At 49.6% G+C, this 14,165-nt stretch carries 13 protein-coding genes and 2 tRNA genes; 8 read left to right on the top strand and 7 right to left on the bottom strand.

Annotated features, from left to right (window positions below; genetic code table 11):
• Window positions 1-336: 336 nt before the first annotated feature.
• Window positions 337-426 (bottom strand) — tRNA-Ser (locus ACSVDI_RS10005).
• Between the two features lie 41 nt (window positions 427-467).
• A tRNA-Ser gene (locus tag ACSVDI_RS10010) sits at window positions 468-556 on the bottom strand.
• Window positions 557-940: 384 nt separating this feature from the next.
• Between ACSVDI_RS10010 and ACSVDI_RS10015 the strand changes: the two genes are divergently transcribed.
• The 7 genes from ACSVDI_RS10015 (at window position 941) to ACSVDI_RS10045 (ending at window position 8,452) form a co-directional block, all read left to right on the top strand.
• Window positions 941-1,201 (top strand): TM1266 family iron-only hydrogenase system putative regulator, encoded by a 261-nt coding sequence (locus ACSVDI_RS10015; protein WP_457942603.1) that lies wholly within the window; start codon window positions 941-943, stop codon window positions 1,199-1,201.
• Window positions 1,191-2,255, top strand: coding sequence for a [FeFe] hydrogenase H-cluster radical SAM maturase HydE (gene hydE / locus ACSVDI_RS10020; protein ID WP_457942605.1), 1,065 nt, complete (start codon window positions 1,191-1,193; stop codon window positions 2,253-2,255). Before ACSVDI_RS10015 ends, hydE begins: the two co-directional genes overlap by 11 nt.
• Before the next feature lie 75 nt (window positions 2,256-2,330).
• Window positions 2,331-3,743: a [FeFe] hydrogenase H-cluster radical SAM maturase HydG gene (hydG, locus tag ACSVDI_RS10025; RefSeq protein WP_457942607.1), complete on the top strand. Its 1,413-nt coding sequence runs from the start codon at window positions 2,331-2,333 to the stop codon at window positions 3,741-3,743.
• Window positions 3,744-3,764: 21 nt separating this feature from the next.
• Entirely contained in the window at window positions 3,765-4,982 is a 1,218-nt protein-coding gene (gene hydF, locus ACSVDI_RS10030; RefSeq protein ID WP_457942608.1) for a [FeFe] hydrogenase H-cluster maturation GTPase HydF, read from the top strand.
• Window positions 4,983-5,206: 224 nt separating this feature from the next.
• Window positions 5,207-6,541, top strand: a complete 1,335-nt coding sequence (locus ACSVDI_RS10035; protein ID WP_457942610.1) for a glycoside hydrolase family 3 protein — start codon at window positions 5,207-5,209, stop codon at window positions 6,539-6,541.
• A 135-nt stretch (window positions 6,542-6,676) separates the two neighbouring features.
• On the top strand, window positions 6,677-7,252 hold the full coding sequence (locus ACSVDI_RS10040) for a DNA-3-methyladenine glycosylase I (protein WP_457942611.1): 576 nt from the start codon (window positions 6,677-6,679) through the stop codon (window positions 7,250-7,252).
• Window positions 7,253-7,528: 276 nt separating this feature from the next.
• On the top strand, window positions 7,529-8,452 hold the full coding sequence (locus tag ACSVDI_RS10045) for a LysR family transcriptional regulator (protein WP_457942613.1): 924 nt from the start codon (window positions 7,529-7,531) through the stop codon (window positions 8,450-8,452).
• Between the two features lie 129 nt (window positions 8,453-8,581).
• On the opposite strand, the gene ACSVDI_RS10050 is transcribed toward ACSVDI_RS10045, so the two are convergent.
• From ACSVDI_RS10050 to ACSVDI_RS10065, 4 genes are read right to left on the bottom strand one after another with little or no spacing between them, the layout of a single operon-like run.
• The gene (locus ACSVDI_RS10050) at window positions 8,582-9,217 is read right to left on the bottom strand and encodes a TrkA C-terminal domain-containing protein (protein ID WP_457942615.1); all 636 of its coding nucleotides are present in this window, start codon (window positions 9,215-9,217) and stop codon (window positions 8,582-8,584) included.
• 15 nt (window positions 9,218-9,232) lie between these two features.
• On the bottom strand, window positions 9,233-9,481 hold the full coding sequence (locus ACSVDI_RS10055; protein WP_457942616.1) for a zinc ribbon domain-containing protein: 249 nt from the start codon (window positions 9,479-9,481) through the stop codon (window positions 9,233-9,235).
• 58 nt (window positions 9,482-9,539) lie between these two features.
• Complete coding sequence (locus ACSVDI_RS10060) at window positions 9,540-9,668, bottom strand: hypothetical protein (protein WP_457942618.1); 129 nt, start codon at window positions 9,666-9,668, stop codon at window positions 9,540-9,542.
• Window positions 9,658-10,344, bottom strand: coding sequence for a TetR/AcrR family transcriptional regulator (locus tag ACSVDI_RS10065; protein WP_457942620.1), 687 nt, complete (start codon window positions 10,342-10,344; stop codon window positions 9,658-9,660). The genes ACSVDI_RS10060 and ACSVDI_RS10065 overlap by 11 nt, the downstream gene beginning before the upstream one ends.
• A gap of 183 nt (window positions 10,345-10,527) precedes the next feature.
• Between ACSVDI_RS10065 and ACSVDI_RS10070 the strand changes: the two genes are divergently transcribed.
• Complete coding sequence (locus tag ACSVDI_RS10070; RefSeq protein WP_457942621.1) at window positions 10,528-10,995, top strand: YhcH/YjgK/YiaL family protein; 468 nt, start codon at window positions 10,528-10,530, stop codon at window positions 10,993-10,995.
• Between the two features lie 85 nt (window positions 10,996-11,080).
• Here the strand turns inward: ACSVDI_RS10070 and ACSVDI_RS10075 are convergent, their stop codons facing one another.
• On the bottom strand, window positions 11,081-14,131 hold the full coding sequence (locus ACSVDI_RS10075; RefSeq protein WP_457942622.1) for a response regulator: 3,051 nt from the start codon (window positions 14,129-14,131) through the stop codon (window positions 11,081-11,083).
• Window positions 14,132-14,165: the final 34 nt, after the last annotated feature.

A 14,165-nucleotide genomic window follows, 5' to 3' on the forward strand; every position in this document is an offset into this window, starting at 1 on the left:
AATATAAAAACAGCGCAGGGTCTTCGGTGTGCCGCCGAAATCAAACGGAGCCCTTATGTGGCCCGGGCACATAAGGGCAGACGCATCGTTATAATAGGATTATACCCGCAGCTTCCTACCAAATACCGGCACAGCTGAAGCGTCATTCCATCGGCTTTGGGTTTCTATTCCATTTTTGCGAGCGGTTCACCGAGGATACCGAATGACTTTTGGAGGGGGAAAAACCAGTGGGATCAAAAGTGACAATAGAAAGATTATACAGTTTATATCTACTGAGCAAATTAAAATAAAAAATAAATAAAAGAAAAGCCGCATGAAATCAACATTCATGCGGCTTGGCGGAGAAGAAGGGATTTGAACCCTTGCGCCGGTTACCCGACCTACTCCCTTAGCAGGGGAGCCCCTTCACCACTTGGGTACTTCTCCATATGGTGAATGATACACTAAAACCAATTTAGTTTTTAGATTGGCGGAGAGGAAGAGATTCGAACTCTTGGTCCCTTGCGGGATCACTAGTTTTCAAGACTAGCTCCTTAAACCACTCGGACACCTCTCCACTCACAAGTGCGAGATTTATGATATCACATCATTGGTATGCTTGTCAATATTAAAATACAAAAAATTCCCTAAAAATCCGCATTCTAAATTCTTCCGACTGGTTTCAGGCCAACACCATGATGGAAAATTCCAGAAAAATTCCTGAAACGAAATTCAAAAAAACGTTGAAATACAAAAATATATTGTTTATAATATAACAAACAAATCTGACGGCAAGGGAGCGGCCCGAACCGAAAGACCTTATTTGATCCGGATTGAGGACAGAATCCGTACACTTTTGGCCGCACCGTTTTGGCGCGGCCTTTTTGCTGCCCTGGTTTCAGAAAAAGCCGTATTCTGCCGGAATGCCGCAGTTTGTATGGATGGAAAGAGAGGAAAACAGATGGATACCAGAGTTGCTATCATCGGTATTATTGTGGAACATATGGATGCCGTCGAAGAACTGAATGAAGTACTTCACGAGTACGGAAAATACATTATTGGAAGAATGGGGATTCCTTATCGGAAACGCAATATCCATATTATCAGCATCGCCATCGACGCACCGCAGGACATCATCAGCGCGCTTTCCGGGAAAATCGGCAAGCTGCCCGGCATTAGCGCCAAAACCGCTTACTCCAATGTGATTAGTCATGAATCCTGAAGTAAAAGAACGGATTGACCGGCTGGCGCGGGAGCACCGCCTGACTGCGGCAGAGTTGAAAGCGCTGATCGACAGCCGCACGGAAGAAGCCGCGGAATATCTATTTGAAAAAGCACGGGAGGTACGCCGCCAATACTATGGCACCGACGTATACCTGCGCGGCTTAATCGAATTCACTAACTACTGCAAAAACAACTGTATTTACTGCGGAATCCGCCGCAGTAACGCCCGTGCGCAGCGCTACCGGCTGACGCAGAAACAGATTTTGGACTGCTGCGAAACGGGATATGGCCTGGGTTTTCGCACCTTCGTTTTACAGGGCGGTGAGGATTCTTATTACAGCGACGATGCAATCGTACAGATTGTTTCCGAAATAAAGCACCGTTTTCCGGACTGTGCCATTACGCTCTCCATCGGGGAAAAAAGCACGGAAAGCTACCGCAGATTTCGGGAGGCTGGGGCCGACCGCTACCTGCTGCGCCACGAAACCGCCGACGAAGCGCACTACAGCAAACTTCACCCACCGGAAATGTCCTTTCAAAACCGGATGCGCTGCCTGCGCGACCTGAAAGCGCTCGGCTTTCAGACCGGTTGTGGCTTTATGGTCGGCTCGCCCTTTCAGACTACTGACTGTCTAGTGGAGGATTTGCTGTTTGTGAAAGAACTTCAACCGGAAATGGTAGGAATCGGCCCATTTATCCCGCACAGCGATACCCCCTTTGCTGAAAAAGCAGCTGGCACGCTGGAACTGGCGCTGTTTCTGTTGGGCGTAATCCGCCTCCTTCTGCCAAGCGTTCTGCTGCCGGCTACCACCGCTTTGGGTACTATTCACCCGCAGGGGCGCGAGTTGGGAATCCTCGCGGGGGCAAACGTAGTTATGCCGAACCTTTCCCCACGCGACGTGCGCAAAAAATACATGCTGTACGATAATAAAATCTGCACGGGGGACGAAGCGGCGGAATGCCGCATGTGCCTGCAGCGCAGAATAGAAAGCATTGGGTACCATATCGCTGTTTCGCGCGGCGATTTTATCCGCGGCCGGAAAGCCGTTTAAACTTTCTGCTGAAATGGCTTTACTAGTATTTACTAACGGGAAAGAAAAGCTGACCCGAAAGAAAGGAATCTTTATATGTATAACCCGAAGTCGCTCAAGGCAGACGAATTCATCAGCCACGAGGAAATTCTCGAAACCCTGGACTACGCGGAGAGAAACAAAAACAATGTGGAGCTGATTGACCGCATTCTGGAAAAAGCCAGGCTGCGCAAGGGGCTTACCCACCGGGAGGCATCGGTTCTGCTGGCCTGTGAACGGGAGGACAAAATAGCGGAATGCTATGAGCTGGCTCAACAGCTGAAAAAGGATTTTTACGGCAACCGCATTGTGCTGTTTGCACCGCTGTACCTCTCCAATTACTGCGTAAACGGCTGTGTGTACTGCCCGTACCATCAGAAAAATCACCACATTCCACGGAAAAAACTGACGCAGGAGGAAGTGGCGCGCGAGGTTATCGCCCTTCAGGATATGGGGCACAAGCGGCTTGCTTTGGAAGCGGGCGAAGACCCGGTCAACAACCCGATTGAGTACATTCTGGACTGCATTCAAACGATTTACTCCATCAAACATAAAAACGGCGCAATCCGCCGCGTAAACGTCAATATTGCCGCTACCACGGTGGAAAATTACCGCAGGCTCAAGGAAGCCGGCATCGGCACGTACATTTTGTTTCAGGAAACCTACCACAAACAGAGCTACTTCGCACTTCACCCAACAGGACCGAAGCACGACTATGACTACCACACCGAAGCAATGGACCGCGCCATGGAGGGCGGCATTGACGACGTGGGGCTGGGCGTGCTGTTCGGTCTGGAGCGCTATAAATATGAATTTGCCGGCCTGCTGATGCACGCCGAACATTTGGAGGCCGTGCACGGTGTGGGTCCGCACACCATCAGCGTACCGCGTATCCGCCGCGCCGACGACATTGACCCCAACGTGTTCGACAACGGCATCGACGACGATACCTTTGCCAAAATCTGCGCACTTATCCGTATATCCGTCCCTTACACCGGCATGATTATCTCCACGCGGGAAAGCAAGGCGGTGCGTGAAAAGGTCATCCGTCTGGGCGTTTCCCAAATCAGCGGCGGGTCACGTACCTCCGTGGGAGGCTACGGCGAAGAGGAAGAGGAGGAGACCAGCCAATTCGAGGTTTCCGACACCCGCTCGCTCGACGAAGTCGTACGCTGGCTGATGGAGTTGGGCTATATCCCCTCTTTCTGCACCGCTTGCTACCGCGAAGGACGCACGGGCGACCGTTTTATGAGCCTGTGCAAGAGCGGGCAGATACAGAACTGCTGCCACCCAAATGCGCTGATGACGCTTAAAGAATACCTGATGGATTACGCTTCGGAGAAAACCCGCGCGATTGGAGAACAACTGATTCTAGCCGAAACAGAAAACATTCCAAAGGAAACGGTGCGGGAAATCTGCAAAGATCATCTGGTCAAAATTGAACAGGGCATCCGCGATTTCCGGTTTTAACCAGAACGATCGGAGGATATTATGGGACTAAATGATACTCCGTCCGCAAACCGGGTACACATCGGATTTTTCGGGCGGCGCAACGCGGGGAAATCCAGCGTGGTAAACGCCGTAACCGGGCAGGAGCTAGCCGTGGTTTCGGACATTAAGGGAACCACAACCGACCCGGTCTACAAGGCAATGGAACTGCTTCCGATGGGGCCGGTCATGATCATTGATACGCCCGGCTTCGACGATACCGGCGCGCTGGGAGAACTGCGCGTAAAAAAGACCAAGCAGGTGCTGAATAAAACGGACGTGGCCGTACTGGTGGCGGACGCAACAGAGGGGCTGCATGACTGCGACCGCGACCTGCTCCGCCTGTTTAAGGAAAAAGAAATTCCCTACCTAATTGTGTGGAACAAAAGTGATCTGCTTTCCGCACACGTGAAGCCGGACGCGCATTCCCTTTCGATCAGCGCGTTACAGAAAGCCGGTATTGAGGCGCTCAAAGAAAAAATTGCCAAGCTGGCGGTTGTGTCGGATTCCAAACTTCAAATTGTGGGCGACCTGATTCACCCCTCCGATTTTGTTGTACTGGTGGTCCCCATTGACAAAGCGGCTCCGAAGGGCAGGCTGATTCTTCCCCAGCAGCAGACCATCCGCGATATTCTGGAAGCAAACGCAACCGCCGTTGTGGTGAAGGAATTTCAGCTACGTGAAACACTGCGATCGCTTGGAAAGCAGCCCTCCCTCGTGATTACCGACAGCCAGGTGTTCGCCAAAGCTGCGGCGGACACGCCGCCCGACATTCCGCTGACCTCTTTTTCCATTTTGATGGCGCGGTACAAAGGATTTCTGGAAACTGCCGTGCGCGGCGCAGCTGCCATTGACAAGTTGAAAGACGGCGACCGTGTCCTGATAGCCGAAGGCTGCACCCACCACCGACAGTGCGACGACATTGGCAGTGTAAAACTTCCGCGCTGGCTGAAAAACTACACCGGAAAGCAGCTGAATATCAGTCTGGTCTCCGGCACGGAATTTCCGGAAAACCCGGGGGATTATGCGCTAATCATCCACTGCGGCGGCTGTATGCTGAACGAACGGGAAGTCCGCTGGCGCATGAAGTGCGCACAGGACGAAAACGTACCTATTACTAATTACGGAATCGCCATTGCATACATGCAGGGGATTCTGAAACGCAGCCTTGCGGTTTTCCCGCATCTTCTGGCTATACTGGAAGACGGCGCACCTTGCTAAATATCAAAATTTACAGTGGTTTCATCGCCGCACGAAAGAAAATTCGTGCGGCGATTTTTGCTGCACTGACACCTGGAATTTCTGAAGAAATTCTCCTCTTTGGAAAGCCGGAAATCAGCGTTCATTATGAACCATACCACCTTGCCGTACACGCATCGCAGAGGTATAATGAGAAAATGAGAATTAATATTTTAAGGGCCGAATCCATTCGGATGGAGAATGATATGAGAAGTAACAAGGTTTGGGGCTTTTCCAAAGAGGCATTCTTCGTTGCCGTTCTCTTCTGCGTATGCCTAATCTCTCCCCTATTTTTAGCTTCGTGCCATTCGGCGGAAAACAGCGGTGTCGCGGGCAAACCCGTATCGTCGGCAACAGGCACAGAGCCATCCGGCAGTAAAGCCGAACGCACGGAAGGTAAATCCTCGGAAAGCGGGAGCATTGCTTCCTCCAGCGGGGACACGGCAGAGACCGCGCCGGCATCCTCGGAGGTCACAGAGCAGGCGATAGAACAACAGGTACAGCAGAAACTGTCTGAAATGACGTTGGCTGAAAAAGTTGCTCAGCTTTTTCTAATTACGCCCAACGCACTGACCGGTTGCCAAAAGGTAACGGCGGCAGGCAGCACAACCCGTGCCGCCCTGCAGAAGTATCCCGTCGGTGGTCTGATTTATTTTGATTCCAACATTGTGACTCCGGAGCAGCTGAAAACCATGACGGCAAACACGCAGAAATATGCCATGGAAATGGAGGGGATTCCCTTATTCCTGGCGCTGGACGAAGAGGGAGGAACCGTTGCCCGCATTGGCAACAACCCCAATTTCAAGGTGAAACAATACACCGACATGGCCTTAATAGGAGCAAGCAGGGACCCGCAAAAGGCATATGAGGTTGGGGCGACCATTGGAAGCTATTTGTCCGAGTACGGGCTGAACCTTGATTTTGCCCCGGACGCGGATGTGCTGACGAATCCGTCCAATACGGTAATCGGGAACCGTTCGTTCGGCACCGACGCAGCCCTGGTGGCGGAAATGGATTTGCAGGTATGCCAGGGTCTTGCGGACCATCATGTGCTTTCCTGCTTCAAACACTTTCCCGGCCACGGAGCCACCGCTGGGGACACCCACAAAGGGTTTGCCTACACGAATAAGTCGCTGGAGGAACTGAGGAAAAGCGAAATGGTTCCGTTCCAGGCCGCGGCGCAGCACAACATTCCGTTCCTCATGGTTTCCCATATCTCCGTCCCAAACGTGATTGGGGACAATACGCCCTCTTCCCTTTCCAAAGTTATGATTACGGACATTCTGCGAAACCGGTTGGGATATAACGGAATCATCATCACCGACTCGATGAGCATGGGCGCAATCGTCAACAACTACGGAACCAAAGAATCGGTCCTCCGTTCCCTTCAGGCCGGGGCGGATATGATTTTAATGCCGCAGGATTTTAAAACAGCCTATCAGGCAGTTTTAAGTGCGGTTTCCGACGGAAGTCTCTCCGAACAACGCATTGAGGAATCGGTAAAGCGCATTCTCCGGGTTAAACTAGGTTTAAAGCAGTAAGTAGATTCCATCTGTAAAGTTTGGCGCGACCAGTGGATTTTCACAACCGCTGAAAACTTCGGAAAATCCAATATTGGAGCGTAAGTTCCGGTATAACCTCGAGTTTTGCGGAAAGAGCAAAGGAGGAGAAAGAACATGAATCGATGCGAATGGTGCACATCCGATGAACTGTATATAAAGTATCACGATGAGGAATGGGGCGTTCCTGTTCACGACGACCGAAAGCAATTTGAATTTCTGGTGCTGGAATCCGCCCAGGCCGGCCTAAGCTGGCTAACCATCCTGAAAAAGAGGGAAAATTACCGGGCAGCATACGACAATTTCGACCCGGTAAAAGTGGCGGCTTACGATGATAAAAAAATAGAAGAGCTGCTTTCCAACCCCGGCATTATTCGAAACCGCAGAAAGATTGAATCGTCCATCAACAACGCCCGCTGCTTTTTAGAAGTGCAAAAAGAGTTCGGCAGCTTTGACAAATACATTTGGAAATTTGTAGATTACCAGCCGGTCATCAATCATTATCAGAACATATCCGAAATCCCGGCCACTTCGTCTCTGTCCGATATCATCAGCAAGGACCTGAAAGCACGAGGATTCCGGTTTTTGGGATCCATTGTGGTCTATTCCCATTTGCAGGCCACCGGAATTATAAACGACCATATTGATTCCTGCTTCCGGAAGAAAAAATGTTCCGGAAAGCAGACCCTGTAAAAGAATAGAAATCAGCAGGGTATAAAATGATAAAATTTCATATTACGAAACGAAACGCTGTCCCGGAACTTCCGTCGGGGCAGCGTTTTGTATAGGAGGCTTTCTGCACCTTTTATAAATTGGAAGATAAAAGCTTTGACGTCCGGATAAAATATGGTACAATCATTATAAAATCCCCGGCATGGGAAACGCTTTCTCCCTTTTCGCCGGAGTTCGGGAATCGGCCGAACTGGAGGGGACAACACGTTCGGCGGACGGAGAAAGGACATCTGGAACATGACTCTGCAGCAGTTAAAATACATCATTGAAATCGTGAACTGCGGCTCTATTAACGAAGCGGCGAAACGGCTGTATGTATCGCAGCCGAGCCTATCCAACGCGGTGAAGGAACTGGAAACAGAAATTGGAATTGAGCTCTTTATCCGAACCTCCAAGGGAATCACACTCTCTGTAGACGGCGCTGAATTTCTTGGTTACGCCCGGCAGGTAGTGGAACAGGTCGGACTGCTGGAGCAGCGCTACCGGAACAAAAAGCCTTCCCGTCAGCTTTGTTCCATTTCAACACAGCACTATTCCTTTGCCGTCAACGCGTTTGTCAATTTGATTCAGCACAGCGGCGCCGAGGAATATGAATTTACCCTGCGGGAAACTAGAACTCATGAAATTATTGAAGATGTGAAAAACCTGCGCAGTGAAATAGGGATTCTTTACCGGAACCCTTTCAATACCAAAGTGATTGGAAAGCTTTTGAAGGAGAACCATTTGGAATTTCATCCCCTGTTCACCGCAAAGCCACACATTTTCATCGGCACGCAGAATCCCCTCGCCCATAAAAAAGCCGTAACGCTGGAGGATTTACAGGATTACCCCTATTTATCCTTTGAGCAGGGGGAATTTAATTCGTTCTATTTTTCAGAAGAAATCTTAAGCACGGTGTTCCATAAAAAGAGCATTCATGTCAGCGACCGGGCAACCCTGTTCAACCTGTTAATCGGATTGAACGGGTACACCATCTCCACCGGAGTGGTCAGCGCGGATTTAAACGGAAATAATATCATATCGGTTCCGCTTCTGGTGGAAGATGAAATTCAGGTTGGCTGGATTGCAAATCGGAAGGTACAGTTAAGCAAACAGGCAAGTGCCTATATCTGTGAGCTAAAACAGGTTATTTCAGAGTACGGTTTTTCGCTGCAGGAATAGGTTATAGTGATAATCTATAAGTCGTTATAAGATTGAAAAGCCGCTCTATATCATTTCCCTTATATGTTCTGAGCATAAGCAATCTATGAATCAAACAAAGCCTATGGTAACCGCTTTCTTCACATGAGGTTACGGATTTTCCGGGTACAGAAAATTCTTCACACGCATCTGGCATTCGTTGTCGCCGCAGTAATACAGAATGTCATCTTCCCGCAAAACCGCATAAGGGCCTGGGGACATTTGAATTTCCTGCCCTCTTTTAATACCAATCACCGTCGCATTGGTGTAATGCCAGAAATTGATTTCTGAAATTGTTTTGTTTAAGTAAGGCGTTTTAGAGGATACCTTAATTTCAAATGGAATAAAAGGGTTAAAGGACTGAAAGCGTTTCGTCCGATCGATGATTCCGCTGATACAGTCCTGAAGATATTTTGCTTCCTTTTTCTGGCGTTCCAGCGACTCTTGAATCTTCCGCTTCAAATCATAAATCGACTGAATATCGGTGTACTGCTGAACAAACCGAACGGCATTTTCATAGGATTTGATGATTACTCCGCTTCCCTTTGTAACATCCACAATATCCAAGTCCGAAAGAATACAAATCGCTTTTCGCGCCGTTTCGCACGAAACATTATACTGGCTGGCAAGATAAGACCTAGCATAGATTTTCTCGCCGATCTCATACCGTTTATCCACAATCTTTGATGCGATATCCGCGGCGATTTGCTGATAGATTGGCGCGGATAATTTGACCTTTTCTTCCATCGCTCTTTCTCCTTACTAATCCGCCGCTGTCGTTTTCCACGCGGGCAGTTTCGCCATATTCCGGGCGGCGAGCTGGCGAGCCGCTTCTTCATCCAACCCCTGCGTGCGGATTAAAAACCCCGTCATGCCGGCCAGCTTTTCCGAATACGACTGCATGGAGCCGTCGGGCCGCGCGCAGTAAACGCAGTAATCTTTGCTTTCATCCTCTAGCGGAAAATCAGAGGGTTTTGTCATGGGCATTCCACAGGATATACAGGTTTTCATATAAATTCTCCTTTTTGTTTGTAATTTATGAGATTGCGGATACGCGGCCAACAGGCCGTCATGCATCGTAAGGATTGACACCTAATTTCAGAAATTCACGGATTCCCAGATCGGTCAGAGCAAACTTTCTGGCCTCCTCGGGGTCTTTCTGAATCCAGCCCAGTTCCAGCATCCGGTCAAAAAGCATATCGCCCAGCTTCCCGCCAAGGTGCCCGTAACAGCATTTCACCTTTTTGACTTTCATGGGCTTCTCTACCATGCTTTTCCTCCTCCGTTTCATAATGGATTAATTTCATATAATATTCGATCAGGGTATCGCCGTGACGCTCCAAGACTTTCCCGTCCGGCGCAAACAAATCCCCGTTTGCCAGGTAATGATGAATCAGGCCGATCCACAGGTTAAAAAGTGCGCTGACCGGCAGCGCTGCCACCTGTTTCTCGCCGCGCGTCCGTTCCAACACACGGCCGAAATGAAAGGACACCGCCGATTGAATGTTAATCCAAGCATCCCGCGCAGCAGGCGGCAATAAGCGGTTTTCAATAACCAGCCTGGTGTAAAACGGCTCATATTCCTGAATTCCCTCCAGGTGTGCGGACAAAACCTCCTGTATGGAAGTGCAGGATTTGGCCAGCTCGTGCGTTCGTAAAGCAATTTTTCCGCAGTAAGTTTCCACTACTTCCGTAACCAAAGCTTCCTGTGTTGCAAAATGCAAAAATACAGTTCCGTGGGAAACCCCCGCCGCCTGTGCAATGTCAGACATACGGGTATTTAAAATTCCGTGCTCTGAAAAATATTCATATGCGGTTTTCAGTAAAAATTCCCTTGTTTGCTCTTTCTGCAATTGACGGGATGTCTTTTTCATAAAATGACCTCTTAATCACTGACTTTAAAGTCATTATAATCTACAAGGCAGATTTTGTCAATTCTTATTTTTTGCAAAAATAAAAAGCTGGCAATGGCCTATACTAATCAACGAAAAACATTTCCTTCCTGGATTATGTTTTTTAATAATTCATTCTAATCTTTTAATTGGAGGTGTATCCGTTTGATTTATGACACCCGGGAAAATATGAAAATGTACAAGGGTCTGGGGGAAAATCTGGATCGTGCAATCGCCTATTTTTTAAAAACGGATTTCAGCAAGCTGGAAGCCGGCAAATACCCGATTGACGAAGACCGTGTGTTCGCGCTGGTGCAGACACCCACCACTTACCCAAAGGAGAAAGCCCGTTGGGAGTCCCATAAGAAATATATCGACATTCAGTACTTGCTGAATGGAGAAGAAATGTTCGGCTTGCAAAAAACCGATCAGCTGACTGTCTCCGAGCCATATCGGGAAGAAAACGATATCACATTCTTTGAGGACAATGGCAAAGGATTTTTCCCCATACTTCGTCCGGACACGTTCGTTATCTGCTTCCCGACGGACGCTCACATGCCGTTAATCTGCCCCCATGAACCGATGGCAATTAAAAAGGTTCTTATTAAAGTTAAAACCGAATCCTGCGGTTGAGTTTGATTCGTTTTCAGGCTTGCCTGAATTCGAAAAAAGTTGTAAAAACACCGGGCAATGAACTTTCATTGCCCGGTGTTTTGCGTTACGGCTCCACCCAGAATTCCGGGGTGGTTAAGATTCCCGTTTGCTTCAAATGATATTCATAGCTCCATTTATTGCCGCTCGTTCTCCAAAGGTTTGGGCCGTACCATTCTTCCGTTTCATCCGCATTATGCACCGCGCCGAACGCGTTAATGCGATTGCCAAACAGTTTTAATTTCAGAACATGCTTTCCAGCCTGCACCGTTCCGCAGTTCAGCCGGTACGGCGCCAGTGCGACTATACCGGCGTCCCTGCCATCCAGTTTCACCTTTACCAAAGAGCCGCGGTACTGCGGAATTTCCAGATGAAGGGTTCCCGCCTCACAGGTAAACGGCACCTCGTAAATCAGGTTGCCCGCGTAGAACGGCAGGCCCTGATGTACAAAATCGCCAAAGGCAATATGGGTTGGCAATGCAGTAAGTCGTTTTTCCTTCCCGGCGACCTCCACACCAAAATCGCCCAGTAGGTAGCACCACTCCACATTGGTTTTGCGCGTGAAGGGAATATGCAGTTCCAACACGTTTTCTCCGACTAGCAATCCAGGCAGATGGACAGTCTGAATTGATTCGTCCACATACCACCCATCCACGCACATATCAATCAGCTTCTGGTTCCAGACCAAGCGGACGTCCTGCGGATGTTCCATGGCAAAGGTTACTTCCGGCAGGGAAATACTCGACGAAATTCGGAATCGCATATGTAGCGTATGTTCAGCCCTTGCTTGTGCGTGTTCCGTCCACGGCTGGGCAAGCGCTTCCATGCGAAGCGGGTAACCAAGCTTTTCCCGGAACTGGTTGTCGATGCGCAGAATTTCTTCTTCGCCGTTCCATGGGCCGTCATCAAACGCATACTCTGCTAGGTCCAACAGTAACACATTCTCTTCTTCCAGTTGGAAGGTTTCCGGCTCCGGTAGAATATGTTTCCCTCTCGGGAGCACATATTGTGGCTTTGCCGTGCAATGCATCTGCTTTCCTTTTTCCAGGCGAAACAGAATGCTGTCGTGCTGAGAGCAGTAGTACGGAATCTTCGTCCAGCCGTTTTCGTATTCCGCATACGCCGGGCGAATTTCACCGGTCATGGTGTCATACAGGGCTGGTGTGTACTCGCCTCGCACCTGAATGTTCAGCGATTCGATAAAGGTAACATCCTGATTCTGTGGGCGGTTCACATGGGAAAGGAACAGCCACCGGCTGTCGCCGTCCTGGCGCAGCTGATAAAACAGGTTGTTGGAGCGCACACCGCTCTCCCACTGCTTTACCTTAGTGGAGTTGGTACCATCCACCGCCTGCGTTTCCACGTCGATTTCCCGGACGTCATTCAACTCTTCCAGCAGAGAGCCTCGGCGGAACGGGATGCGCACACATTGTTTGGCCAGTTGTGCTGGCGCATCGTCTGGACGGGCATCCACATAGCGAGGCGCTTCACCCATAAAAATGACTTTCCCTCTGTGTGCGGCAAATTCTTGCAGCTTCATCAGCGTCGTTCGGCGCAGGGTGTGGCATTCCGGCACAATGACCGTATCGTAAGCCATTTCGCCCATACGGAAGGCATCTGCGCAGGACTGGGAGTCCGTGCTTAAAATAGATTCTGAAATAAAGTCGAAATCAATTAGATTATACAGAAGCCATTCAATGATATTGGTAAAGTTGCTCTCTAAATCCTGGCGGGCCACGGAGGTCTGGCGCTGATTGCCCCAGTACAGCCAATAAGATTCCACCGGGTGAATCACGCCCACATGAACCACCGGCTTTCCGCGCGTTAGGGCGGTGTTCAGCCGTGCAAAATGGTTCTCAATGTAAGGATATTCCTTGTACCACGGGGACTGATACCCGATACTTGCAGGATAATCCCGCTTTGCTTCGCCGCCCATGGAAACCCACGTCAGGTGCGGTACCCGAAGCGTTACACCGAGTGCGGCCTGCCAGTCTCCCGCAAGTTTATGATTGCGGAAGTCGAAATCCCACCCGGTCACGCCGTACAGTTCGCTCATCACACCCTTGCGGCCGCACTGGTGCGCCACACTGCTCGCCTGCTTCACGGTGGAAAGTTCGCGGCGGTCGCACAGCATGTCGACCCCCGGCAGGTCAAATTCCTTCATGGGGCGCATCACGTCGCCCGCCGACAGGGTTTGGGAATAGAGCGTCCATTCGTTCATCATGTGCCCAGTCAGTGCAAGGTTATGCTGTCGGCACCAGCGGCCAATGTTGTCGCCGAATGCTTCGGAAAACCGTTCGCACACATGAACATGGTACCAGTACCGGATTTGGGAAACCGGCTTATCCTTCGGCTCCCAGAGCAGCTCGGGCAGGTTTTCCAGCAGAGAAACACCGTATGTTTTCTGAAAAGTTTCCTCAAAATCATCCGTAAACGGCAGAATCTCGACGGTTTCTTCAAACGGGTCACGCAGCGCCGTCTTATGGCAGGTTTGCGGTTCATCCGTAAAAATGGTGGGAATTGTCGCTCCGAAGTCCTCCCCCATGGCTAGCTGTTCCGCCACCCCGGACAGGTCAGCCTGTCCTTTCGCGCCGTGCAGAAGAATCAAATTCTGCTGTTTGTTCAGTGGATTTTCCATAACGAAACCGGGAAACGGTAGTTGACCAGAACACAACGATTCAAGCTTTTCGGTAAAATCCATCCGCTCGGTCGTTACGGTTAAAAGCAAATATTCCTGGTTCCACATTTGATCATTCTCATGAAAAGAAGCCGACGTACCTTCCCACCAAGGATGCAGGATGGTGTTTAAAAAGAACTCCTTCTGTGCGAAATTGGCGACCTCTTGCTGCAGATGCTGAACGTGGCTGCGAGATTCCAGCTGTTCAATCGCTTTGCGCATCTGCTCCCCGATTTCTTCTGCAGAAAACGGCTTTAGAACATAACCGACAGCATGCTTTTCAATCGCCTGTTTCACGTAATCAAACAATTTATAGCCGCTGATTACAATCACCAATATGTTGGGGTACTGTTCATCAAGTCGCTCCAAAAACTCCATTCCATCCATACCACTCATTTTCATATCGGTAATCACAATATCTGGATGCATTTTTTCAATCAATGCAAGCGCTTCCAATCAGTTGGAAGCTTCGCCC

The organism is Caproiciproducens sp. LBM24188, assembly GCF_054130445.1.